We start from the raw sequence: 23815 nt of genomic DNA on the forward strand, positions 1-23815 counted from the left end.
ATGCACGCCACGCGGACCACCGAATTTTCCGCTGCACCCGCTGCACCCGCTTCACCGCAGGCGGTCGACGTACCGGTCGGTCCCCGGCACCGTGGGAATGAAGGGCGCCACCAACTCCACCCGCCCGAGGCCCGTTGCGGCCACCGGCGCCTCCAGCCCGGTGAAGTACTCCTCCCAGCACTCCCGCGGATCCGCCTCCAGGAACCACAGGAGTGTCAGCCGCGTATCGACCCCCTCGACCTGCTTGACGTACGTCATGCGGTCACCGGGCAGCGGGGTCGGGCGGAAGACCGTGACCATGGCGGCGGGGGAGCCCGTGAGCCGCTTCGGAAGGTGCCGGGAGCGCAGCCACTCCAGCAACTCGGCCCGCCGCTCGCCCGATTCGGCGTCGACGACCTGAAGCACCAGCCCCTGATACGGATGGTCCAGCGCGTGGAAGTCGCGCGGCCCGGCGGCCCCGTCCCGGTACACCGTCGCCTCGTGGTCCTGGAACGCGGTGAAGACGTGCGTACGGTCCTGGTAGACCCGGCCGTCCCTGTTCAGCCGCTTGTTGATGCCCACGGTCCACTTCATGTGGTCGTCGTAGCGGCCCTCCGTGACCCAGTACGTCGAGAGGTAGCACCCGGCGGTGACCGGCTCCGCGACCGCCGACTTCTCGGGACGGCGCAGGAGCTGGAGATCGCGGGTCGCCACCCACCGCCGCCCCGCGTACATCCACGGCATCGCCATCGCGCCCGCGTAGTAGTGGTCGTCCTCGTACCAGCGGTTGTACGCGTACTCGTGCCCCGGATGCGGCTCCACCATCGTGATCAGCGCATGGCCGGGACGCACCCCGTACGGACCGACGGCGGCCAGTTCCCCGTACACCTCGCTGCGCGTGTCGTCGAGCATGGCGCTCCCCTTCCACCGCGTCGCGTTCTCTTCCGTCATCTGCCGGACGCCCTTACTCTGACGGACCGTCAGTTCGATCGCCAGAGCCGGGAGGGCCGCAATGTCACTGCTCCAGGGCAGGACCGTCGTCGTGTCGGGGGTCGGGGCCGGGCTCGGTCACCAGGTCGCGGCGGCCGTCGTGCGCGACGGCGGGAACGCCGTGCTCGGGGCGCGCACCGAGGCGAACCTCGCCAAGGCCGCCGCCGAACTCGACCCGACCGGCGCGCACACGGCGTACCGGGCCACGGACATCACCGACGAGGGTCAGTGCGACGCGCTCGCGGCGCTCGCCCGGGAGCGGTTCGGGCGGCTCGACGCGGTCGTCCACGTGGCCGCCTGGGACAGCTACTTCGGCGGCCTCCAGGACGCGGACTTCACCACCTGGCAGGCCGTGCTCGACGTGAACCTGCTCGGCACGCTGCGGATGACCCGCGCCTGTCTGCCCGGGCTGAAGGAGCGCGGCGGCTCCGTGGTCGTCATCGGCACGCAGTCGTCCGTCGCCGCACCCTCCCAGGTGCGCCAGGCGGCGTACGCGGCCTCGAAGGGCGCGCTGACCAGTGCGATGTACTCGCTGGCGCGGGAGCTCGGGCCGGACCGGATCCGGGTGAACACCGTGCTGCCGGGCTGGATGTGGGGTCCGCCGGTGGAGGCGTACGTGCAGTTCACGGCGTACACGGAGGGCGTGCCGGAGGCGGAGGTGCTGGAGCGGCTGACCTCGCGGATGGCGCTGCCCGAGCTGGCCACGGACTCGGACGTGGCGGATGCCGCGGTGTTTCTGGCCTCGGACCGGGCGCGGGCGATCACGGGGCAGTCGTTGCTGGTCAACGCGGGGGAGTTGATGCGGTAGAGCCCACTTGTCCCGTTCGCCACGTCGATCGAAAACGTTCAGGGACATGAACCGAGGTCAGTAAGCAGAACTATTTTACTCCCCTTTGACCGTACAGGCAGTTGTCGCAGTCATGCCATCGAACCCACGATGAGCGGGCGCTTCACGACCCTGACGATCCTGGGAGAGGGCATATGAACGGTCTCGACTGGGCCGTGCTCATCGGCTACTTCGGCGTGATGGTCGCGATCGGTGTCTGGTCCCACAAACGGGTCGACAACGTCAGCGACTTCTTCACGGCCGGCGGCAAGATGCCGTGGTGGCTGTCGGGCATCTCGCACCACATGTCCGGCTACAGCGCGGTCATGTTCACGGGGTACGCGGCCATCGCCTACACGTACGGCGTCACTTCCTACGTCACCTGGTCCTTCCCGATCGCCATCGGCATCGCGATCGGCGCGAAGGTGTTCGCGCCCCGGCTCAACCGGGTGCGCTCACGACTGCACGTGTCCTCGCCCCTGGAATACCTGAAGAACCGCTACGACCTGCCCACCCAGCAGGCGCTCGCCTGGTCCGGCGTGCTGCTGAAGATCGTGGACGTGGGCGCCAAGTGGGCCGCCATCGCGACCCTGCTGTCCGTCTTCACCGGCGTCTCGCTCAACACCGGCATCATGGTCACCGGCGCGGTGACCGCGATCTACTGCACGGTCGGCGGCCTCTGGGCGGACGCGCTGACCGAACTCGGCCAGTTCATCATCCAGTTCATCGCCGGTGTCGCGATGCTCGTCGCCGTCATGGCCGAGCTGAACGGCTTCAGCACCCTGTGGAGCGTCTGGGACGAACCCGCGCTCGACGGGCACACCAAGCCGCTGGCCGGCCCGTACATGATGGTCTTCCTGATCGCGTATCTCTTCATCAAGACCTTCGAGTACAACGGCGGCATGTGGAACCAGGCCCAGCGCTACATGGCCACGGACTCCGCGAAGTCCGCCACGCGCTCGGGCGTCCTGTCCGCCTCGCTCTGGCTCATCTGGCCGCTGGTGCTGTTCTTCCCCATGTGGGTCGCGCCGCTGATCATCAAGACCGACGTACCGGCCGATTCGTACGCGCTGATGGCCGAACACCTGCTGCCGCACGGGCTGCTGGGCCTGGTCATCGTCGGGTTCTTCTCCCACACGATGGCGATGTGCTCCTCGGACGCCAACGCCATCGCGGCCGTCGTCACCCGCGACATCATGCCCGCGGTCTCCCGCAAGGCCCGCGAATGGGACACCCGGATGGGGCTGCTGGCCGCGCGCTGGGCCACGCTGCTCTTCCTCGGCCTGTCGATGGCCATCGCGACCCAGGTCAACTCCGCCTTCTTCGGCGACATCATCACCGTCGTCATCAAGTGGGTGGCCGGTCTGATGGGCCCGATCGCGATCCCGCTGATGCTGGGCCTGCTCCCGTGGTTCCGCAAGAGCGGTCCGACGGCCGCGCTGATCAGCTGGGCCGTCGGCCTCGTCACCTTCTGGCTGGTCAACTACCCGATCAGCTGGAACGTCGACGGCGGGGTCCCGCTCCAGTACCAGGTGTCGATCCCGCTCGCGGTCTCCCTCGTCCTCTACATCCTCATCGGCTACGTGAAGCCGGAGGACACCCCGGAGCGGGACGCGCTCATCGCGAAGATCAACTCGGACGGCGGCGGATCGGCCGCCTCGGCGATCCCGGCTCCGGCCGGGCCGGCGGACGACGTGGTGGGCGCGCCGGCCAAGGACTGAGAGCCCGTGTGATAGCCCGGCCGCGGGTATGCACAGGCTCTGACGCCGAACCGCGCGCACGAGGCGTCCGTGCGACTGGCACGACGCGTACGCAGGACTGTGGGGGTGGCCGCTTCCTGACGAGCGGCCACCCCCACGCGTCGGCGGGAAGGCGGGGCTCCGCCCAGGCGCGTCAGGGACGGGTGCGTCGCGGCGGGCGCGTCAGCCCCGGTGGTCAGGCCCGGGTGGTCAGGCCGGCCGGGATCGGGGTGGCGACCGTGCCCGACAGGGCGGCGTAGCCGCGCGGGTAGCGGGCCAGCCAGCCCGGGGAGGAGCCCGCCGGACCGTGCAGGGCCGGACCCTGGGTCATCTCCATCGCGAAGTCGTCGGCGAGGACGAGCATTGTGGGACGGCCCTCCAGCTCGGCCAGCCAGGACGGCGGCAGCGCCGTCTCCCCGTGCAGGGCGCCGAGCAGCGCACCCGTGAGTGTGCCGGTGGCTCCCGAGGCGCCGCCGTGGTTCACCGACAGGCACAGCCCGTGCCGGGTGTCCTCGCCGACCAGGGCGCAGTACACCGCCACCGAGAGCAGCCCCTCGGCCGTGCCCGGCCCCGCCAGGTCCTCGATACGGGACGGGGACGGCATGCCCTGCCGTACGGCCCCCAGCGCCCGCTGCAGCGCCTCGGCCACCGGCTGCTGGCCCGGTCGCGGCGCCAGCAGCTGCAACGCCCGCTGGACGGCCGTGTCGAGACTCTCGCCGCGCGCGAGACCGTGCACGATCACGGCGTACGCGCCCGCCGACAGGTAGGAGAGTGGGTGGCCGTGCGTCTGCGCCGCGCACTCCACCGCGAGCTGCATGACGAGCTGCGGCTCCCAGCCGACGAGAAGCCCGAAGGGCGCGGAGCGGGTCGCGGCCTCGACGCCACGCTGGTCGGGGTTCTTGGGCGCGTCCAGGGTGCCCATCGTCTCGTCGCCGAGGCCCAGCAGACAGGCGCGCGAGGGATCACGGCGTGCGTACAGCCACTCCTCGCGGGCCAGCCAGCCGTCCTCCTTGCGCCGCTCGTCCGGGCCCCAGTCGCGCTGGGTGGCGGCCCAGCGCAGATACGCCCGGTGCAGATCCGTCGGCGGATGCCAGGCACCGGTGTCCCGGCGGACCTGGGCCCTGATCAGCCCGTCGACCGAGAACAGGTTCAGCTGGGTGAAGTGGGAGACGGCGCCGCGTCTGCCGTGCCCGTGGGCCAGATCGGTGAGGCCCTCCGCGCCGTGCGCCGCACGGATCTGCTCCATCGAGAGATCGCGGACGGGTGAGCCGAGCGTGTCGCCCACGGCCGCGCCGAGGAGCGTGCCGCGCACCCGGCTGCGGAAATCCTGCTGTTCGGCGCGGCCCCAGACGGCACCGGCTGTCGCACCCACCGAGGCCTCCCGAGATCCCGATCCGATTCCGTCCGTACGGCCGACAACTCAGCACTGTAATCGAACAGGAACGGTCGGTTGAGGGCCGGATCGGTATGCGCGCAGTGGGCCGACTGAGCGTGTTTGTCAGCGATCGGTACGCATTTCCGGCGAGCGGTCACCGGGAAGCCACCGGTAAATGAAGATCCACACGAATGACGACGACTTTCATACGCGATACCTGCGCATCATGCGCACAATTGCGGGAGGATCTTCCAGGGGGATGGAACTACGACCGCGGACAGGGCCGAGCCCCCTCGGCCAGGACGGCGGGCCAGTCGAGAGGGCTCTTTCACGGTGCGTACGCGGTTGTTGATCCAGTTGCGTATGCGGTTGTCGATGAAGTTGTTTCCTCTGGCGCACAGGGCGCCGGTGGCGCGGACGTGCTGTGCGAGGCCTCCGTCGATGTCAGACGGTGCCCCGGCTCACTTCTGCCACGAACGCGTTCCAGGACCGCGCCGGGAAGGACAGCGCGGGCCCTTCGGCGACCTTCGAGTCGCGGACGGCCATCGCCGCCGTGACGGGGGACTTGACCTCGACGCACGCGCCGTTTCCCTGCGAGTACGAGGACTTCGTCCACGTGTCCGTGACGCCTTGCTTGATTGCCATGTTCACTCCGGTGGCCGGTTGCTGAGTAGCTGTCACCGAGTTGCGGGTTCCTTCCGGAACCCACGGTTCGGATTGCGCCAAGGTTGTTCCCCCTTGGCGTGATCGACGCTACTCGCCAACATCGGTGTACGAAGCGACTATTCACTCGACCGGGTGACATATGCCAGCTGAGTCTTCCGCCGGGATAGGAGGAGGGTGTATCTTTCCGCCGCCCTACACCATGCACCGTTCTTCGGCGGGTTCCTCAACGCGCGTAGTCCTTCGCGACGTCCGCGATGAACTCCCGTGACTGGTCGGCGTTGAGCGCCTGCGCCCGCAGATGCTCGTACATGACGCTGTACTTCTGGACGTCGTTCGCCTTCTCCAGGTACAGATCGCTGGTGACGCCCTCGATGTAGACCACGCTGGAGTCGGCCGCGTCGGGGAATTCCAGGATGGCGTACTGGCCGCTGACCCCCGGATGGGCGCCCATCGCGAACGGAATGACCTGAACCGTCACGTGCGGCACGTGCGACATCTCGACCAGATGCTCCAACTGGTCGATCATCACCTGCTTGTTGCCGACGTTCCTGCGCAGCGCCGCCTCGTCGAGGACGGCCCACAGCCGCAGCGGGTTCTCCAGGTCGGAGATACGTTCCTGTCGCCGCAGCCGCACCTGTACGCGCTTGTCGATGTCGCCGGCCGCCGCCTCCGGCAGGGCGCCCTGGATCAGCGACTCGGCGTACGGCCGGGTCTGCAGCAGACCCGGCACGACCAGCGGGTCGTACACGCGCAGGCTCGCCGCGTCGGTCTCCAGACCGATGTAGACGCTGTACGGGATGTCGCCGAAGGAGTGCCACCAGCCCTGCTGGCGCGAGTCCTTGGCCATCTGCATCAGCGAATCGACGATCCGGACGTCCTCGACCTCGTACACCCCGCACAGATCACGGACGTCGCGCTGGCTGATGCTGCGCCGCCCGTTCTCCAGACGGCTGATCTTCGACTGCGAGACGAGCAGCCGCTCGGCCACCTCTTCTGCCGTCATGCCCTTGAGCTCTCGGAGCCTTCGCAGCTCCTGGCCCAACCGGCGTCGCCTGACGGTGGGATTGACGTTGGACGCCACGGGACGTGCACCTCCGGCTGAGGACTGCCTGTACTTTGCGTATCTGCTGTTGAGCAGATTGCCACCAAGGGGCTTGCTACCGCTGGGAAACAGCGGATATGCAGCGGATATGCAATAAGTACCCGCCACTTGCCGCCACTTGCCGCCACCTCGCGCCACCTGCCGCTACCTGGCCGCCACCTGGCGGCGGTCCTGACGAGGGACGAGCATGGGTGACGGGCGGGCGTAGGCACGGATCCGGTCCGCCGGGTCGCGGGTCCGCGTGGCCTACGAGGCCGACGGGGCAACCAGGAACAACTGGGAACGCGGACATGGGGACATACGGGCCCGGGACATGCGGACGCGCGGGGTGGCGGGCCATGTCGTCGTCCGGACGTACGGCCCGCCGCCCCGCGCGGCCCAGCGGCTCCCGAACCGGGTCATGGGGACTGCGGTACTTCGGGGACTGCGGTGGTGCGGTGGTGGGACGGTGCGGTGCGGTGCTGCGATGTTGCGTTGGTGCGGTGCGCCGTCGTGTCGGTGGGTGTGTGCCGTGGACCTGCGACTCAGTGGGCCACGGCGCGTGCCATCGAACTGCGGTGCGGTTGCATCGGGACGCCCCTGGCGGGCTCCGGTGCTGGCCTGGCTCCGGGGGCGGCCTGGCGGCCGGTCGGTGCCGGGCTGCGGCGTGGCTGTGCGGCCACTCCGTTCTGGACGTCCATCACGGCGTGCGCCACGAGTCCGCCCATGGGGTCGTGCCTGATCAGATCCCGGAGCCGGGAGCGTGACGAACGCCCTTCGTTCCCCGGGTAGAGGTGCTTGCCCAGGCCGACGGCGTGCGCCAGTGCGGCCAGAGCGGCGGTCCGCGGGTCCGGCGGGACGCCGGTGCGGATCGCGCTGTCCAGCCGGGCCCTGATCTCCCGGCTGATTTCCGTGTCCGTCGCTTGGTAGCGAGTCGTCGGAAGCACCCCGCACATCTGGCCTGCCACGGCATGGACCATGCCGCATCGCTCCAGATGCGAGAGATATGTCTGGCGCAACCCCAGGCGGGGTCCGCCGATCCAGTTCACAGCGCGTACTGGAGCACCCCGCCTGCGGAGTAGTTCCAGCGCACAGTCCAAGGTCGGATCTCCGGTCGGCCGTGGTGCCACCACGGCGATACGATCCCCGTCTGGGGCTATCCGTCCGGCCAGCGCCAGCTCTACTAGCTGTGCTCCGGCCAGACCGAGGTCGAGCGACTGCGGCTGTGCGGTGGTACCCGTGGTCGGGTCCAACGCCAGCAGCAGAAGCTCCTCCGGAAGTGTTCTGCGGCTCCTGCCCATCCATGCCTCCCCGCGTGGATGAATGACAGGGTGACCCCTCTCACATTGGTCTGTCGAGAGCACGTGACCGGTTCGTAGTGGAACCAGTAGATATGTCGTTCTCGTCTACCGCAGGGGTCAATCCCTCACACAGGACACTGGTAGATGGTTCGGACACGAGTGTCCGGGCCGCGTGTGCACTGTTTAACGGGTTCATGGTTCGGTTGGGCGCACGGTGTGTGGCGCACGGAGGAGGCATCGGTGGCGGGCGAGTTCCCCGACAGGTCGAAGCAGCACGAGTCGTCGGCAGAACCGACGTCGGGGAGCAGGGTCCCGGTTCCGGATCCGCGGCTGGCGGTCGCGCGGGAGGCCGTGCCGGCGGCTGCGCGGGCGGACACGGCCACGGCTGTGTTCTCCACGAAGCGCTCTGCGGAATCCGCAGGTTCCACGGATTCCGCCGGCGCGGAGGGGGAGGCGGAGCCGGCTGCCGGGAGTTCCCTGGGGAGTGACGGTTCTGCGGAGCCGGAGTCGGAGCCGGAGAGCCCCGCGGAGGGCGCCGGAGGCGGCGACGGGCGACTCCGGTCCGCTGTGGCCGCCTGGGCCGCCACGGCGGACGAGGAGGCGCCTGAGGGCGCTCCTGCGGGCGCGGGAGCGGATCCGGGTGCGCCGGAGGGCGCGAAGGACGCGAGCGCCGGTACGAAGCCGGAGGCGGACGCGGACGGCGCGGCTCCCGGGGCGGCCGAGTCTGCCCCGAGCACGGATAGCGCGGCGCGGGGGGCGTTTGCGGGCGACGCAGACTCCGGTTCCGACTCCGGTGCCGACGTCGAGCGCGACTCCGGTCGGGAGACCGATGCCGGGAGTTCGGTGGAGGGTGCGTCTGCCGGTGACGGCGGGGATGCCGACGTCGACCGCGACCCGGACCGGGATACCGATGCCGGGGGTTTGACGCGGAGCGGGTCCGCTGAAAACGCCGACTCCGACGCCGACGTCAGCGCCGACCGCGGCTCTGTGCCGGGGGAGGCGCGGGCTGAGGCCGCTGCCGCGGACCGCGCCACGGAGGACGCGGACGAGGCCGAGGGCCTTCCGCTCAGGAGTGGAACCTCCGCGTCTGGTGAGAGCGCCGGGGGCGTCGCCGCCGCGAAGGCCGGGTCGAAGGCTGACGCGAGCGCCGACCCCGAGCGCACGGCGGCGACCGCCGGGGCTCAAGCCCTTGCGGGGGAGGCCCCCTCGGGCGGAGCTTCCGACGCCGACGCCGACCCCGCGTCGGTGACGACGCAGGGACGCGCGGCCGACGCGGACCCGGCGGGGAAGTCCGACTCCGCTGGGAAGCCGGACCCCGCGGCTACGCCGACCTCCGCCGCGCACGCGGACGCCGACGGCGAGCCGGACGACACAGCGAAGCCGGATTCCGCGGCAGCGCCGGGTCCCGTGGCCGACGCACGCCCTGCGGGAAAGCGGGACGCCGCAGCGAAGCCGGGCCTTTCGGCGAAGCAGGACGCCGCAGCGAAGCCGGATCCCTCGGCGAAGCCAGGCTCCGGAGCGACGTCGGCCCCCGCGGGCGACGCGGACTCCGCGGGCAAGACCGGCTCCACGGCGGAGCCGGACACCGCGGCGGCGCACGCGGACTCCGCAGGCCGCCCCGACGGTGTCGCCAAGCCGGACGCAGGCGGTGAGTCCGACTCCGCCGCGACGTCGGATGCGGCGGCCGGGTCGGGACCCGCCGAGTCGGGGGCCCCCTCCGGCGGGGGGCGGCCGGAGTCGAAGCCCCCCGTCGACCAGGCCACCGCGATCTTCAAGCGGCCGCCCGCCGTGGATCAGCCCACCACCATGCTCAAACTGGGCGACGCCAAGCCGGATGCCGGACCGGGCAAGGAAGCCGGACCGGGCAAGGAAGCCGCACCGGGCAAGACCGCCGCGTCCGAGGGAGACGGTGACGCGAAGGGCGGGAGTGAGTCGGCCGGCGAGGCCGAGACCGCCGCCCCCGCCGAGCGCACCAGCAAGTTCGTCGCGCTCAAGCCGCTCGACGAGCCCGCCCCGCCGAAGGCGAGGCCCGCCGTCCCGCCCCCGGGACCGTCCGCCCCGCCCGCGGCGTCGCCGACCGCCGCCGTCCCGCAGGTCGGCCCCGAGCGGACGACCCAGCAGCCCCTCCCGCCGAGGCCCCCGCTGGACCTGCTGGCGGAGCTGACGAACACCCCGCCGCCCCGCCAGACCCCGGTCCGCACCCTCGTGCGCCGGGTCAAGATCTGGACACCCCTGGTACTCCTGCTGGCCGTGGTGTTTGCAGTCGTACAGGTCGTACGTCCACTGCCGACCCCCACCCTCGCGCTGACCGCCGACGAGACCTACGCCTTCAAGGGCGACAAGGTCTCCCTCCCGTGGCCCGAGGAGGGCCAGGGCTGGATGGACGTCAACGGCGTCGGCACGGTCGACTCGTTCGGGGACCAGAAGCCCGTCGCGATCGGCTCGGTCGCCAAGGCCATGACGGCGTACGTGATCCTCAAGGAGCACCCGCTGAAGGCCGGCGCGGACGGCGCGAAGATCCCCGTCGACGCGAAGGCGGAGACGGAGGGCGGCTACGACGCGCAGGGAGAGTCGACGCTCAACACCGTCAAGAAGGGCGACACCCTCACCGAGAAGGACGCCATCGCGGCCATCATGATCCCGTCCGCGAACAACATCGCGCGGCTGCTGGCCCGTTGGGACGCGGGTTCCGAGGCGAAGTTCGTCGAGAAGATGAACGCCGCCGCCAAGGACCTGGGGATGAAGAACACGAAGTACACCGACCCCTCGGGCCTGAAGGAGACCACCGTCTCCACCGCCGAGGACCAGGTGAAGCTCGGCAACGAGCTCGTGGACATCAAGGCCCTGGTCGACATCACCAAGCTGCCGACCTGGGTGGACCCGTCCGGCAAGAAGTGGGACAACTACAACCGCCTCGTGCCGTACAACAACGCCATCGGCATCAAGACCGGCTCCACCACCAAGGCCGGCGGCAACCTGCTCTTCGCCGCCACGCAGGAGGTCGGGGGCGAGAACGTCATCGTCGTCGGCGCGATCCTCGGCCAGCACACGCCGCCGATCATCGACACGGTCAACGCGGTCAGCAAGACGGCGATGATCGCCGCCCAGGAGGCGCTGACCTCGCGGAAGATCCTCAAGAAGGGTGACGTCGTGGGGTACGTGGACGACGGGCTCGGCGGTCGCACGCCGGTCGTCGCCACCAAGGACGTCTCCGCGGTGGGCTGGGCCGGGCAGACCGTCAAGCTGAAGCTGGACGAGGGCGGCGAGGCCATCCCGCACGAGGCGAAGGCCGGAACCGAGGTCGGCTCGCTGAGCGTCGGTGACGGTACGACGGGCGACGCGGTCGATGTTCCGGTCGCGCTCCAGTCGGATCTCGCCGAACCGGCATTCGGCGCCAAGCTGACCCGGGTCGGCTGACGGGACGTACGCCCTCCCGGGGACGTACGCCCGCAAAGAACAGAAGACAAGACAAACAAGTAGACCCGGTAAACGGAAGAACCGGCCGCACCCCGCCGACGGAGCACCGCCAGGTACTCCACGGCGGGGTGCGTGCTAGCGTCGCCAGGATGGGGCAGGCCGTCCGCCGCGATGCCCGGCCGGGAGTGGAACAACGGGACACGGGAGTGCCAGCACGTGGCGACAGCGGAGCCGACACATGCCGACGACGCCGAGCCGGGCCGAGGGGCCGGCCCGCGAATAAGCGTGCGTACACGGCACGCCGAGAACCCCGACGTCGCGGCCGGAACACCGCCCGACGCGAACGGGACCCCGCCGGACCCGACCGGAACCTCACCGGATACGACCGGGAGCCCCGACCCCGACCGGGACGGCGACTCCGGGCATGACCGCGCCTCCGGGCGGGCCGGTGACTCCGGCCAGGAGGACGACTCCGCCCCGGGCACCGCTTCAGGCCCGGACACGGCGACTGGACCGGCCCGTGCCGCCGAGCCGCTCCCCGAAGCCGAAGCCGAAGCCGAAGCCGTACCGGCCCCGGCCCCGGCCCCGGCCCCGGAGCCGGCTCCAGGCCTCCCGCCGAGCGCCGAGACCAAGCAGGCCCCCCCCCTCGTGCCGGCCCCCACCCCCACCGCCGCCCCGAAGGTGGCCCCCGGCGTCCGCGAAAGCACCCGGCTGCACCGCTTCCTCCGGCACCCCGCGGTCCTCGCGACCGCCCTCTCCGGTGTCCTGCACATCATCTGGTTCTTCACGTTCGCGAACAGTGGGGGCGACCTCGCGGCGCAGGACGCGTGGGCGGAGTTCGTGGGGCGCAACCCCGGCTCCGCGTACAACCTCGCCTGGTACGGCGGCATGCACCCGGTGTCGTACAGCGTGGTGTCCCCGTACCTGATGGCCGTGCTCGGTGTGCGGACGACGATGATGATCGCGGGCACGCTCTCCGCCGGACTGCTCATGCTGGTGCTCATGCGCAGCCGGGCCGTCCGCAACCCCGTGGCCGCGGCAGCCGCCGGAGTGTTCGCGCTCCTGTGCAACGCGATCTCGGGCCGCGTGACCTTCGGCCTCGGCATGGTCTTCGCGCTCGGCGCCGCCGCCGTCGTCTTCTGCTGGCCGTACCGCTGGCGCTACAAGCGCTGGGCCAAGGCCCTGTGCGCCGCCCCCCTCGCCGCGGCGGCGACCGCCGCGTCCCCGGTGGCGGGCCTCTTCGTCGGCTTCGTCGCCGTCGCGCTGTTCCTGCAGAAACGCCGTCCGGGCGCGTGGGCGCTGGGCCTCGCGCCCGCCGCGGTCGTGGGCGTCTCGGCCTGGATGTTCCCGTTCTCCGGTACGCAGCCGATGATGTTCGGCTCGGTCCTGCTGCCGTTCGCCTCCGCGGCCTGCGCCTTCCTCCTCGTCCCCAAGGAGTGGAAGACGGTCCGGATCACGTCGGCGGTGTACGGCCTGGCCGTCGTCCTCGTCTGGCTGATCAGCTCGCAGATCGGCTCCAACATCAGCCGGCTGCCGATGCTGCTGGGCGGGGTCACGCTGATCGCCGCGCTGCCCTTCACGGTGCCGCGCTCACGCAAGTGGTACGCGATCCTGCTGGCCTTCGTGACGGTGAACGGCTGGATCGCCTTCAAGGCCGTCGACGACATCGTGCACACCACGCCCGCCGCGTCCTGGGCCCGCGAGCTGGCCCCCCTCGTCAACCAGCTCCAGGTGGCCGGCGCCGAGAAGGGCCGCGTCGAGGTCGTACCGGCGCGCTCCCACCGTGAGGCGTCCGCCCTCGCCCCGTACGTGAACCTCGCCCGCGGCTGGAACCGGCAGGCGGACATGGAGCGCAACCCCCTCTTCTACGACGACACCCTCAACTCCGCGAACTACCACGAGTGGCTGCAGCGCTGGGCCGTCCACTACGTCGTCGTCCCCAAGGGCGAGCCCGACGGCGACGGCGGCGAACGCGAGCGCGAACTGGTCCAGCGCGGGATGCCGTACCTGAAGCAGGTCTGGGGCGACGCCAACTGGCAGCTCTTCCGGGTCACCGACCCCAAGCCGATGGCCGACCCGCCCGCCGTCGTCGACCGTGCCGAGCAGGGCGAGCTGACCCTGGAGGTTAAGCGGGCGGGACGCGTGCTCATCCGGATCCCGTACTCGCCGTGGCTCGGGCTCGTCGACGCGGAGGGCAAGAGCCTGCAGCCCCCGCAGGAGACCGAGGAGTCCAAGCGGCGGGAGGACGGGGCGCCGAAGACGTACGACAACGTCAACGGCTGCCTGATGGAGACGGAGGAGGACGCCCAGGGCGACCAGTGGACGGAACTGCTCGCGCCCAGGGCCGGCACGTACCGTCTGGCGGCGCCCTATCAGCTGCCCCGGGGCACGGGCTGCCCCGAGGAGCTGCGGGAAGAGGTCCGCGGCAGCGAGGAGTAGCGCGCCGCCGGGGCGCCGAGGAGGACGGGTGGGCGCCGGGCTCAGCCGAGGTGGGCCTCGACCGCGGCGACGACCTCGGCGGACTCCGGTTCGGTCTGCGGCGAGAAGCGCGCGACGACCGTGCCGTCCCGGCCGATCAGGAACTTCTCGAAGTTCCAGCGGATGTCGCCGCTGTGCCCCTCGCCGTCGGCGAAGCCGGTGAGGCGTTCGTAGAGGGTGTGGCGGGCGTCCCCGTTCACGTCGACCTTCTCGGTCATCGGGAAGGTCACGCCGTACGTCGCCGAGCAGAACTCCGCGATCTCCTCGGACGAGCCGGGCTCCTGGCCCATGAACTGGTTGCACGGCACCCCGAGCACGGTGAAGCCCTGCGCCGCGTACCGCTCGTGCAGCCGCTCCAGGCCCGCGTACTGCGGGGTGAGCCCGCACTTGGACGCCACGTTGACGACGAGCACGGCCCGGCCCTTGTACTGGCCGAGGTCCGCGGAACCGCCCTGCAGCGCATCGATGTCGACGTCGAGAGCGGAGGCGCCGGAGGCGGCGGGGGAGACGGAGGCGTTGTCAGTAGTCATGACCGGATGCTAGCTCCGGTCCGACGGAGCCGGATCGGCACCCTGCGCCCCGCGCGCTACGCCCCCGCCTCCTGCGCTCCGACGAGCACGTCGCCCTCGGCCGTCCGGTAGTAGAGGACCGACCGCCCCGAACGCCGCCGCTCCACCAGGTGGGCGTCGAGCAGCAGCCTCAGATGGCGGCCGACGGAGCCGAGCCCCTGCCCGGTGACGGCGACCAGCTGGCTCGTACTCATGGGGGCCCCGAGCAGGACGAGCACGCGGGCCCGAGCGCCCCCGAGCAGCCGGGCGAGACTGCCCGGAACGGCGACGGACGAGGGCCCGCCCCCGCCGCCCGGCCGAGCCTGCGCCAGCACACCCGAGCAGGGGTACACGATCCCGTACCGGGGCGGCGTCGCGCCGGGGTGAGGGTGCTGCGGGGGCTCCTCCCACGACACCCATCCGTGTCGCTGCGGAGTCACCGGTACGAAGACGATGCGGGCGTCGGAGACGTCGTGCGGCGGGTACTCGTGCAGGTTGACCTGCAGCCGGTTCTCGCCGAGCCAGCGCATACCCGGCCGCATCGCCCCGAGCGCCGCCGCCCACCCCTCCTGGCTCAGCCGGGCGGTGCGGGCCACGACATCCGCTTCGAGCACGCGTCGGCGCCGGTGCCAGTCGGGGCGTACCGCCTCGGTCCAGACATGGGTGAGCAGGTCGGCGGCGCGTTCGGGAAGGTCCTCGCGGTCCCGGAGGATCTCGGGAAGCGGACCGCGCAGAGCGACGGCGAGGTGGGCGCGGGCCGCCTCGGGGGAGGCCTCGCGCACCCGGGCGACCTCCGTGGCGAAGTCCTCGTCGCCGCGCGGGGTGGGCGTGAGGAAGTCGGCGATCCACTCGCGTCCGAACCCGGCCCGGACGAGGGCGGCGGTGACGGGATCGGCCGCCAAGTGCCGCTCGTAGCAGGACAGATGGGCGTTCAGCCAGGCCCGTTCGCCGGGATGCGCGGCGCCGCGGACGTGCAGAGCCTTCAGACAGGCGAAGGTCTCGGCGAGCGGTGAGAGCGCGAACCGGCTGCCGGCAAGGGTGTCGGCACTGACCTGCCACCAGCCCACGTCTTCCCCTCTCTTCCCGTGTCGTGTCGCGTCGCGTCGTCACGATTGTTTCGCACAGACGCGAAACAATAACGGTCGCTTCGACGAGGATCCGAGACTCCGGCGCATGCCCACGACATGCCGGTCCACGACCTACCGCTCCCTCTTCCGCACCCCGGAATTCACCCCCCTCTTCCTGGCCTCCTCGGCGCAGGTGGCGGCGCAGACGATGAGCGGACTCGCGCTCGGCACGCTGGTCTACCGGGCCACGGACTCACCCCTCCTGTCGGCCCTGAGCATGTTCGGGCCCTCGCTCGCCCAGGTCCTGGGCGCGACCACGCTCCTGTCGGCGGCCGACCGGCTCGCACCGCGCGCCACGATGACGGGCACGGCGCTCGCGTTCGCGGCGGGTACGGCGCTCCTGGCGCTCCCCGCCCCCCTCTGGACGGTCTTCGCGCTGGTCCTCACCCTCGGCCTGGTGGCCTCCCTCGGCGGCGGTGTCCGCTGGGGCCTGCTGAACGAGATCCTGCCCAAGGACGCGTACATCGTGGGCCGTTCGGTCTTCAACATGGCGAACGGGATCACCCAGATCACGGGGTACGCCACCGGAGGCGTCCTGATCACGCTCCTGTCCCCGCGCGGCACCCTGCTCACGGCGGCGGCCCTGTACGCGACGGCCGCGCTGATCGCCCGCTGTGCCCTGACTGCCCGCCCGCCGAGAGCGAAGGGCCGCCCGTCGATACGCGCCACCTGGCACACGAACAGGACCCTGCTCTCCCCGTCCCCCCGCCGCCACCTCTACCTGGCCCTGTGGATTCCCAACGGCCTGATCGTCGGCTGCGAGTCCCTCTACGTCCCGTACGCCCCCGAGCACGCGGGTCTGCTCTTCGCGTGCGCGGCGCTGGGCATGCTGGCCGGGGACGTGGCGGTGGCCCGTCTCGCCGGACCGGCCCTGCGCGCCCGCCTCGGCGTACCCCTGCTCCTGCTGCTGGCGGCCCCGTATCTCCTCTTCGTCCTGCACCCGCGCCCGTCCCTGGCCGCGGCGCTCGCCGCGCTGGCCTCCATCGGCTTCGGCGCGAGCCTTCTGCAGCAGGAACACCTCATGGCTGTCACACCGCCCGAACTGGCGGGCCACGCCCTGGGGTTGCACTCGGCGGGGATGCTGGCGATGCAGGGTGTGGGCGCGGCGCTGGCGGGTTCGCTGGCCCAGCTGACGTCACCGGCGACGGCGATGACGATCACGGCGGCGACCTCGATCACGGTCACGCTGACGCTGGCGCGGGGCTTGGCCTCCGCCCCCGTACGACCGCCGTCGGTATCGCCTGTAGGCGCGCCTATCGGGCGACGAACTGGGTGAGGATCGCCTGGACCTCGTAGATGTCGACGCCCTTGGTGAAGGTCTTCTCGATGGGCGTGGGCGTGCCGGAGATCCAGATCTTCAGTTCGGCGTCGAGGTCGAAGGTCCCGGCGGTCTCGACGGCGAAGTGCGTGATGCTGCGGTACGGAACGGAGTGGTACTCCGTCTTCTTGCCCGTGATGCCCTGCTTGTCGACCAGGATGAGACGGCGGTCGGTGAAGAGGATGGTGTCGCGGATCAACTGGAAGGCGGCGTAGACCTGCTCGTTCTGCCCGAGCAGGCGCGCGTAGTCGTTCTGGGCCTTCGCCGGATCGACGGTGTGCGCGTTTCCGAACAGCGCCATGACAGCCCCCATGGGATAAGTGAAGTCGGGATGTGTGAAGTGCCAGGATCCTCGCACCGGGATCCATGGGGAGCAATGCCTGGTTTCCGGCGTGCGAACGGATGTCGAGAACGCGACCCCGGCTCCGTCCCAGGTATGCGAGCGGCCACCGCCGGCCGCACGAGAAGTCCGAGAAGCGCAAGAAGTATGAGCAGAAGGAGAGACGGGCATGGCAATTCAGCGGATGGACAACGTCGGCATCGTCGTCGAGGACTTGGATGCCGCCATCGCGTACTTCGTGGAACTCGGTATGGAGCTGGAGGGCAGGGCGCGGGTCGAGGGCCCCGTCGCCGACCAGTGCACCGGACTCGACGGAGTCAGCTGCGACATCGCGATGGTCCGGACCCCGGACGGCCACAGCCGGCTGGAACTGGCGAAGTACCGCAGCCCGGCGGCGGTCGGCGCCGGCCCGCGCAACCAGCCGCACAACATCCTGGGCACGCACCGCGTCATGTTCGCCGTCGACGACATCAAGGACACGGTCGCCCGCCTGCGCCCGCACGGCGCCGAACTCCTCGGCGAGATCGCCCGCTTCGAGGACAGCTACCTGCTCTGCTACGTCCGCGGCCCGGAGGGCATCATCGTCGGCCTGGCGGAGCAACTGAGCTGAGAGGGATCGCGTCAGGACAGCGTCCGTACCGGCGGTCCGCGCGGGAGCAGAGACGTGCGCCCGGCTCAGTCGAGCAGCGACTCCCCGAACCGTGACCCGCTCGCGAGGCCGAAGTCGGCGGAGCTGAGGGACGCGGAACCGGTACCGGTGAGGCCCGACGCGGTGCCCGGCAGGGTCCACAGGCCCCCGCTGCGGTCGTTCTCGAAGGAGGCGGTCACCGCCATGTCGGCCTTGCCGTTGTTGTCGTAGTCGGCGAGCCGGACCTGGGCACCGAAGAGGTCGTTGGTCTCGGCGGCACCCGGAACGCCGGCGGTGTCCTGGGAGATGCGTACGACGCCGGACTGCGAGACACCGGAGGCGGAGCCGCGGAACACCGTCACGTCGCCGGCGTTCTCCAGGTCGCCGAGCCATTCGCCGTTGGCGCCGACGACCAGTTCGGCCTTGCCGTCGCCGGTGATGTCGCCGATCGCCACCGAGGCTCCCCAGCCGTCGCCGTCCTCGTTGGCGCCGGGAACACCGGTGCTGTCCTGGTGCAGGGTCACCGGGTCGCCGAACCCCGTCAGGCCGCCGTACCGGACGGTCACGTAACCGGCGCCGTCGCTGGGGTCGGCGATGGAGAACGTCTCGGGCCAGGTGAGGGAGGTGGCCAGGTCGTCGAAGCCGTCGCCGTTGAGGTCGCCGAGGGCGACGGCGGTGTCGCCGTTCTCGACCCGCTGTATCCGGTTCGGACGGCCTTCCTGGCCGGTGTAGACGTCGGTGCCCGGGCGTCCGGTGCCGGGGTCGCCGGTCACGGCAAGGTCGTCCTTGCCGTCTCCGTTCACATCGCCCACGGCCGCTTCCCAGTTGAGGAGCGGGGCGCCCGGGACCGTCAGGGTGTAGGCGGAGGCCGGCTGGGTCGTCCGGGAGGAGCCGCCCTTGTAGACGACGACCGCGTTCGGCTCGATGACGGCGAGGTCAGCGGCGCTGTCACCGGTGAAGTCCCCCACGGCCACATCCAGACCGTGCCCCTGCCACTGGTGCGGGTTGTCCACGGTGGTCGTGGTGCTGGTGGTGAACGGCTCGGCGCCACCCCAGAGGATGGTCACGCTGCCCTGGCCCTCGTACTCGCCGACGTCCTCCCCGTCGGCGCCCACGACCAGGTCCGCGTACCCGTCCGAGTCCAGATCCCCACCGGCGATCGAGATCCCGAAGTTGTCGCTGTCCTCCGGCGTGCCCGGCACCCCCGCGGAACTCTGGGTGAGCTCGACCTTCCGCGTGGTCAGCCCGGCGGCGGACCCGAAGGACACGACCACGGCACCCGCGGCCTCAGCACCGTTCACGGACTTGTACGGCGCGCCGATCGCAAGATCCCGGTGCCCGTCACCGTTGAAGTCGTCGGCGTACTTGGCGGGAGCGGCAGCCGCCGGCCCCGCGCCGGTCACGGTGATCAGCCCACCGGCCAACGCGGTCACGGCCGCAACGGCGACAACGGTACGGAAGGGCATGGGCATAGAGATTTCCTCCTGAAAGGCTGAAAGGGAGAAGGGCTGAAAGGGAGAAGGGCTGGGGGACGCGCATCATCGACGACTCGGCGGGACTGGATGGGTCGGCGGTCGACGTCGTACCGTCCTGTCAGGCGCCCGAGCCGTCGGTGGTCGGCTTGTCCGACACCTCACCCAGCTGCGGCTCGGGACAGCTCTCCGTTGTCATCGTGCCGCGGCCCACGAAGAGGCCGAACTTGGTGGCGCCCTTCTCGGACCGATACGCGGCGGCGAACTCGTCCTCGTACTCGCCGACCGACTCTTGGAACACGGTGTAGCCGGAGACCTCGGTGACGTGGACGAGTTCCGGCGCGACACCCCACTCGCGCGCGACGGCATCGAGGTCGGCGCTGTCGGCGGCCGTTCCGTCGTTCTTGTCGGGGCCGCATCCTGCGAGCAGAACTGACAACAGGAGAAGGGGAAGCAGCACACGCGCGGGTCGCATCACACGCACATCTTTCCGCATGAACATGCCGTAGGCGCAACCGCTTTACGGGCTCGCGCTCACGGCCCCTGCCCTTCTCGTGTCATGGGGATTCGTGGAGTCGAACCTGCGTCACCCGCACGTACGCCTCCTGCGTGTCGGCGGGCCGCGCCTCGGGGACGCGCGGACGAGGTGCTGGACGCCGGAGGCGTCCTCAAGGTGCTGAAGGAGGAGGTGGGGCGGGCACAGTATCCGGCGTTCTTCCGGGACACGGCGCGGCTGGAGGCCGCGGCTGTCGAGTGCTCCTACGACTCCTACGACTCCCACGCGGCCACGCGGTCACGCCGCCTTGCGGGCACTGCGGGCACTGCGGGCACTGCGGTCCAAGCTGGACTTGAAGCCCTTGTCGGGGCTGAAGTACTGACGACCCATGACGGTCTGGGCCGACGCCTATGACAGCGCCGATCCGTCCGACGCGTCCAAGGAGGCGTTGCAGGGAATGTGGCTGCTCGTCGGCGGCGCTGTGGTCACAGGCGGTGGCCTTCTCCCTCGACGTCCTGCCCCTCGACCGGGCCCCTGAGCCGACCCTTCTCCTCTCACTTCCCAGCAGGATGAGAACGACGGCAACGCACGAGGCACGGGCAAACCCTCGGGCTCGTAGGGCCGCGTGTGGCACATTGAGACCGCCGGACTTCGACCATGTTCCGATCCGGCAAGGGGGTTTGTGATGACGGGCCATGGGGAGGCCGCACGGTTCGCCGCTCGGTTGCGCGCACTGCGGGAACGAGCCGATTACAGCTACGAGGCACTCGCACAGAAGACCGGCATCAGCCGCTCCAGCCTTCATCGGTATTGCGCGGGCTTATCGGTCCCGCAGGACTACGGAGTGGTCCACCGCATTGCCACGGTCTGCGGGGCGACCCCGACGGAACTACGTGCACTGCACCGGCTCTGGGCCCTGTCCGACGCGGAACGGGCTCAACGGGTCCTGCCGGAGGACGCGGAGGACGCGGGGAACGCGGGGAATGCAGGGAATGAGGGGAATGCGGCGGGTGAGGGGGACGGAGGGGAGGCGTCGGCAGCGGAGACCTTGACGGCCTCCGTAGCCGAGGACCTGGAGACGGACGAAACGCACCGGCAGTCGGGAACCGACGGGACACCTCGGGAACCTGAACCCGAAACCGATACCCATACCCATACCGATCTCCATACCGATTCCGATACCGATGGACCATGTCCCGAAGCGACGACCGACCGGAGACTCCCAGAGGGAGAACCGACCGTGCCGCCGGGACCCCCGACGGTGCGCGGGAAGGGTGGGCGGCGGGGCCGCCTGCGCACCGCCGTCATCGCCGCGATCACCGTGGTCGCCCTCGGGATCGTGGTCTGGGGTGTGTCCACGCGCTCCTCCCAGACGAAGGCAGCCGAAGCGAACGCCGAGCGCGTGCTGTTCTCGGCCGCCTGTCCGCCCGTGCTCGCCCTGGGCCAGCAGGACGAGTGCGTGAAAGAGGCCCAGCGGCTGCTCCGACAGCGTGGCGCCGACATCGGTGTCGACGGCATCTTCGGTCCGGAGACACGGCTCCGGGTGACGGCCTTCCAGGTGTTCGCGGGCCTCACCCCGAACGGGGTCGTCGCCGACCCCACGAAGAAGGCCCTCTACGAGTCGAAGGCTCGCCTGGACACCTGGTCCCCGGAGAAGGTCCGGGGACGCATCCATGAGGTGTTCGCCGAGGCACCTGCCGACGCCGTCGCCATCGCCGACTGCCAGTCCTTCCTGGACCCCCTGTACATCCTGCCGAACACCGACGGCACCAGGAACTGGGGCTTGTTCCAGATCTCCGACCTCCGGCTGCAGGAACTGGGCGGCACCCCGAGCGAGGCACTGGACCCCGAGTGGAACATCCAGGCCGCCAAGAAGCTGTGGAGCCGCGACCGCGACTTCCACCACTGGCAGTGCGCACGGGCCCTCCCGCAGGCGTCGCCGTCGCAGTCCTGAGCGACGCGTCGGCCGGTGGCAGGACAAGCACTGCCACCGGCCGACTCGGGCTGAAACCCGGGACCTCAGTAGGTGGCCACGCACCAGTTGGCGAAGGTTTTGAACGCGGACTGGGTCCCGGGACCGGCGATCCCGTCGATGGAACCGGTGTAGCCCCAGCCGTTGTTCTTCAGGAAACGCTGCAGCGCACTGATCGTGCCGCTGCCGACGATTCCGTCGATCTCGCCGCGGTAGCCGTGGTGCGCGGCGAGGTGGCGCTGGAAGGCCTTCCAGCTGTTGGTGCCGAGTTCCCCGTCGATCGCGCCGTTGTACCCCCATTCCTTCTTCAGCCAGCGCTGGACGCCCTTGGCCTGGTTCGTGCTCAGACCGAGGTTCACCACCGCGAGCACGCCGACGTCCTGGGCACTGGCCGCAGGCTTCGAGGGCGCCGCGTCCGAGGCCGCGAAGCTGGTGCTCGCTGTCGCGAGGCTGCCGGCGGCGATGCCGACGATGGCGGTGACACTGACGAGTGCCCTGCTCACAACACGCGGTCGCATGTCTTTCCCCTTTGGTTCGTTGGAGCCACTGGTGTGCTGGTTCGTACCGCTGCTCCGTACCGCTGGTCCGTGTCGCGGTACGTCCGGTCCGGCACTGACGCCGAAGCCGGGCTCGAAGTTCGCAGAGCGCGCCGACACCCGGCAACGGAAACCCGTACCAGTGGGATGGCGGGACATCGTCAAGCCCATGACCTGGGCACTTAGCCGACGCGCTGGGACGGAGGTGGGACGCTGGACGCTGAGGGGGAGGAGGAAGGGGAGGAGGAAGCGGGTCGGCGGCACCGAGATCCGGAACGTACTCACCGGGCTGTTCGGCGACTCGAACTGCCGGGCCCCTTCAGGGCTTCGACACCGCCATAGGGTTGCTCTCCGGCCCGCGGCGGCGACGTATCGCGCCTGACGAGTCGCTCACCGAAGGAGCCGAGCTCCGAAGGAGCCGAGCCGGACTGCGCCCGATGCAGGAGTTTTCGCTGGGCAGGGCTGCCACCTTCCCGGCCGTGCTGAAGGGCGGCGCGATCTGAGCAGGCGCACCCCGAAGCCCACGACGGCTTGGCGTATGCATTCCGTACTGGCTGGCGCCGGGACAACGGATCGTGCTGCTGACGGTCTTGCGCAAGACGAGGGGGCCTCCCCTGAGTGGTGGACACGCTGATACTGGACCTGCTTGATCCGGAGGAAGCGAGAAGACCGCCGATGGCGATGAAGGACTGCTCGGGCGAGTTCAAGGCCGATGCTGTGGCCCTGTACGAGTCCACTCGGACACGTGCACGAGCCTGCTCCCCGAGGCGGAACTGGCGATCGCGGAGGCCGATTCCGACGACACGGAGGATCCCGACGCGGGGTCCGTGCCGGACGGTGCCGAATCCATTGGGCGATATCCGGGAGATCAACTCTCCGTCCACTCGCGCGCCGCTCACTCAAACGGCCCCGGACGAGTGGTCCGAGGCCGAACAGGGCGCCTCCCCGGAGAGGAAACCCCAGTTCAGCGGCGCAATACGCGGTGCCCCCGGCAGGATTCGAACCCGCGACACCCGCTTTAGGAGCGAGGTTGGGTGACTTGACGGCTGACCTGCGGAAGGAGCACTCCAGCGGACGTGGGCCCCGTGGCCCGTTGGGGTCTGTCGCTCCCTGTGAGTCCCCGCTCGTTCCGGCACGGATGTGGCACGGGGACCATCTGATCCGTAGCTCCATGCAGGTCGGTCGGCGACGGTCAAACCGCCAGTTCAATCGCGATGGGCGCTGCGGAGTCGATATTGATCGTGGCCCCTTCGTCCTCCTGCGGGGCGTCAGAGGAAGCGTCGACGGGGAGTACGACCAGCCTCGTGTGTGGCCGAGGAAGCCGACCCAGGTCCAGGGGCGGATCGTGACGCAGGATGTCGACGACACGAACGAGCGTCTCGGGGATGCTGACGCTGCACGAGTCCCCACGGTTCAGGTGTTGAGGACTCGGCTCGGTGCGAAACAGCGTGTACGACCACTCCCGCGAGCCAGGGTCGACAGGGAAGGCCACTTGCCCGTTCCATCGGAACCGGGAGTGCGGATCG

Annotated in this window: 18 protein-coding genes and 2 pseudogenes; 9 read left to right on the forward strand and 11 right to left on the reverse strand. The window is 70.3% G+C overall.

Annotated elements, in window-relative coordinates:
- Positions 1–51: 51 nt before the first annotated feature.
- Positions 52–891 (reverse strand): hypothetical protein, encoded by an 840-nt coding sequence (locus K3769_RS13270; protein ID WP_267026641.1) that lies wholly within the window; start codon positions 889–891, stop codon positions 52–54.
- A gap of 100 nt (positions 892–991) precedes the next feature.
- Between K3769_RS13270 and K3769_RS13275 the strand changes: the two genes are divergently transcribed.
- Both K3769_RS13275 and K3769_RS13280 read left to right on the forward strand, forming a co-directional pair.
- The gene (locus tag K3769_RS13275) at positions 992–1777 is read left to right on the forward strand and encodes an SDR family oxidoreductase (RefSeq protein WP_267026642.1); all 786 of its coding nucleotides are present in this window, start codon (positions 992–994) and stop codon (positions 1775–1777) included.
- Between the two features lie 173 nt (positions 1778–1950).
- Positions 1951–3516 carry a sodium:solute symporter family protein gene (locus tag K3769_RS13280; RefSeq protein WP_267026643.1) on the forward strand — a complete coding sequence of 522 codons (1566 nt, stop codon included), beginning with the start codon at positions 1951–1953 and terminating at the stop codon, positions 3514–3516.
- Between the two features lie 214 nt (positions 3517–3730).
- On the opposite strand, the gene K3769_RS13285 is transcribed toward K3769_RS13280, so the two are convergent.
- From K3769_RS13285 to K3769_RS13300, 4 genes are all read right to left on the reverse strand, one after another.
- Complete coding sequence (locus K3769_RS13285; protein WP_267026644.1) at positions 3731–4906, reverse strand: ADP-ribosylglycohydrolase family protein; 1176 nt, start codon at positions 4904–4906, stop codon at positions 3731–3733.
- A 447-nt stretch (positions 4907–5353) separates the two neighbouring features.
- Positions 5354–5554: a DUF397 domain-containing protein gene (locus K3769_RS13290; protein ID WP_267026645.1), complete on the reverse strand. Its 201-nt coding sequence runs from the start codon at positions 5552–5554 to the stop codon at positions 5354–5356.
- Positions 5555–5798: 244 nt separating this feature from the next.
- Entirely contained in the window at positions 5799–6656 is an 858-nt protein-coding gene (locus tag K3769_RS13295) for a helix-turn-helix domain-containing protein (RefSeq protein ID WP_267026646.1), read from the reverse strand.
- Positions 6657–7201: 545 nt separating this feature from the next.
- Positions 7202–7957: a GOLPH3/VPS74 family protein gene (locus tag K3769_RS13300; RefSeq protein WP_107015497.1), complete on the reverse strand. Its 756-nt coding sequence runs from the start codon at positions 7955–7957 to the stop codon at positions 7202–7204.
- A 567-nt stretch (positions 7958–8524) separates the two neighbouring features.
- On the opposite strand from K3769_RS13300, the gene K3769_RS13305 reads away from it, so the two are divergent.
- On the forward strand, positions 8525–11374 hold the full coding sequence (locus tag K3769_RS13305; protein WP_267026647.1) for a D-alanyl-D-alanine carboxypeptidase: 2850 nt from the start codon (positions 8525–8527) through the stop codon (positions 11372–11374).
- Positions 11375–12055: 681 nt separating this feature from the next.
- Positions 12056–13813 (forward strand): DUF8823 domain-containing protein, encoded by a 1758-nt coding sequence (locus K3769_RS13310; protein ID WP_372515146.1) that lies wholly within the window; start codon positions 12056–12058, stop codon positions 13811–13813.
- Between the two features lie 41 nt (positions 13814–13854).
- Here the strand turns inward: K3769_RS13310 and K3769_RS13315 are convergent, their stop codons facing one another.
- Together K3769_RS13315 and K3769_RS13320 are read right to left on the reverse strand one after the other, a co-directional pair.
- Entirely contained in the window at positions 13855–14382 is a 528-nt protein-coding gene (locus K3769_RS13315; RefSeq protein WP_267026649.1) for a glutathione peroxidase, read from the reverse strand.
- 56 nt (positions 14383–14438) lie between these two features.
- Positions 14439–15467 carry an ArsR/SmtB family transcription factor gene (locus K3769_RS13320; RefSeq protein WP_267026650.1) on the reverse strand — a complete coding sequence of 343 codons (1029 nt, stop codon included), beginning with the start codon at positions 15465–15467 and terminating at the stop codon, positions 14439–14441.
- 106 nt (positions 15468–15573) lie between these two features.
- Between K3769_RS13320 and K3769_RS13325 the strand changes: the two genes are divergently transcribed.
- On the forward strand, positions 15574–16803 hold the full coding sequence (locus K3769_RS13325; protein WP_267026651.1) for an MFS transporter: 1230 nt from the start codon (positions 15574–15576) through the stop codon (positions 16801–16803).
- Here K3769_RS13325 and K3769_RS13330 read toward each other — a convergent pair.
- The gene (locus K3769_RS13330; RefSeq protein ID WP_189774847.1) at positions 16781–17146 is read right to left on the reverse strand and encodes a PH domain-containing protein; all 366 of its coding nucleotides are present in this window, start codon (positions 17144–17146) and stop codon (positions 16781–16783) included. The two genes, K3769_RS13325 and K3769_RS13330, sit on opposite strands and share 23 nt — an antisense overlap.
- A gap of 208 nt (positions 17147–17354) precedes the next feature.
- Between K3769_RS13330 and K3769_RS13335 the strand changes: the two genes are divergently transcribed.
- Positions 17355–17795 (forward strand): VOC family protein, encoded by a 441-nt coding sequence (locus K3769_RS13335; protein ID WP_267026652.1) that lies wholly within the window; start codon positions 17355–17357, stop codon positions 17793–17795.
- Positions 17796–17860: 65 nt separating this feature from the next.
- Here K3769_RS13335 and K3769_RS13340 read toward each other — a convergent pair whose 3' ends face one another.
- Both K3769_RS13340 and K3769_RS13345 read right to left on the reverse strand, forming a co-directional pair.
- Positions 17861–19285 carry an FG-GAP-like repeat-containing protein gene (locus tag K3769_RS13340; protein WP_267026653.1) on the reverse strand — a complete coding sequence of 475 codons (1425 nt, stop codon included), beginning with the start codon at positions 19283–19285 and terminating at the stop codon, positions 17861–17863.
- A 121-nt stretch (positions 19286–19406) separates the two neighbouring features.
- A complete protein-coding gene (locus K3769_RS13345) occupies positions 19407–19760 on the reverse strand; it encodes a hypothetical protein (protein WP_267026654.1) in 354 nt (117 codons plus the stop codon).
- Positions 19761–19919: 159 nt separating this feature from the next.
- Here K3769_RS13345 and K3769_RS13350 point away from each other — a divergent pair.
- The 3 genes and pseudogenes from K3769_RS13350 to K3769_RS40895 form a co-directional block, all read left to right on the forward strand.
- Positions 19920–20039, forward strand: a pseudogene (locus K3769_RS13350) (transcriptional regulator); the annotation flags it as partial.
- Between the two features lie 427 nt (positions 20040–20466).
- Positions 20467–20622 (forward strand): annotated as a pseudogene (locus tag K3769_RS40890) (helix-turn-helix domain-containing protein); the annotation flags it as partial.
- A gap of 399 nt (positions 20623–21021) precedes the next feature.
- The gene (locus K3769_RS40895) at positions 21022–21735 is read left to right on the forward strand and encodes a peptidoglycan-binding protein (protein WP_267031356.1); all 714 of its coding nucleotides are present in this window, start codon (positions 21022–21024) and stop codon (positions 21733–21735) included.
- Between the two features lie 65 nt (positions 21736–21800).
- On the opposite strand, the gene K3769_RS13365 is transcribed toward K3769_RS40895, so the two are convergent.
- Entirely contained in the window at positions 21801–22271 is a 471-nt protein-coding gene (locus K3769_RS13365; RefSeq protein WP_267026655.1) for a peptidoglycan-binding domain-containing protein, read from the reverse strand.
- Positions 22272–23815 lie beyond the last annotated feature (1544 nt).

The sequence above is a fragment of the Streptomyces ortus genome (genome assembly GCF_026341275.1).
Classification (GTDB): domain Bacteria; phylum Actinomycetota; class Actinomycetes; order Streptomycetales; family Streptomycetaceae; genus Streptomyces; species Streptomyces ortus.

Coding starts and splice junctions, on each gene's coding strand:
- K3769_RS13290 (WP_267026645.1), bottom strand. CDS start 5,554: ATGGCAATCAAGCAAGGCGTCACGGACACGTGGACGAAGTCCTCGTAC.
- K3769_RS13300 (WP_107015497.1), bottom strand. CDS start 7,957: ATGGGCAGGAGCCGCAGAACACTTCCGGAGGAGCTTCTGCTGCTGGCG.
- K3769_RS13280 (WP_267026643.1), top strand. CDS start 1,951: ATGAACGGTCTCGACTGGGCCGTGCTCATCGGCTACTTCGGCGTGATG.
- K3769_RS13335 (WP_267026652.1), top strand. CDS start 17,355: ATGGCAATTCAGCGGATGGACAACGTCGGCATCGTCGTCGAGGACTTG.
- K3769_RS13345 (WP_267026654.1), bottom strand. CDS start 19,760: ATGCGACCCGCGCGTGTGCTGCTTCCCCTTCTCCTGTTGTCAGTTCTG.
- K3769_RS13365 (WP_267026655.1), bottom strand. CDS start 22,271: ATGCGACCGCGTGTTGTGAGCAGGGCACTCGTCAGTGTCACCGCCATC.
- K3769_RS13270 (WP_267026641.1), bottom strand. CDS start 891: ATGCTCGACGACACGCGCAGCGAGGTGTACGGGGAACTGGCCGCCGTC.
- K3769_RS13275 (WP_267026642.1), top strand. CDS start 992: ATGTCACTGCTCCAGGGCAGGACCGTCGTCGTGTCGGGGGTCGGGGCC.
- K3769_RS13325 (WP_267026651.1), top strand. CDS start 15,574: ATGCCCACGACATGCCGGTCCACGACCTACCGCTCCCTCTTCCGCACC.
- K3769_RS13315 (WP_267026649.1), bottom strand. CDS start 14,382: ATGACTACTGACAACGCCTCCGTCTCCCCCGCCGCCTCCGGCGCCTCC.
- K3769_RS13340 (WP_267026653.1), bottom strand. CDS start 19,285: ATGCCCATGCCCTTCCGTACCGTTGTCGCCGTTGCGGCCGTGACCGCG.
- K3769_RS13330 (WP_189774847.1), bottom strand. CDS start 17,146: ATGGCGCTGTTCGGAAACGCGCACACCGTCGATCCGGCGAAGGCCCAG.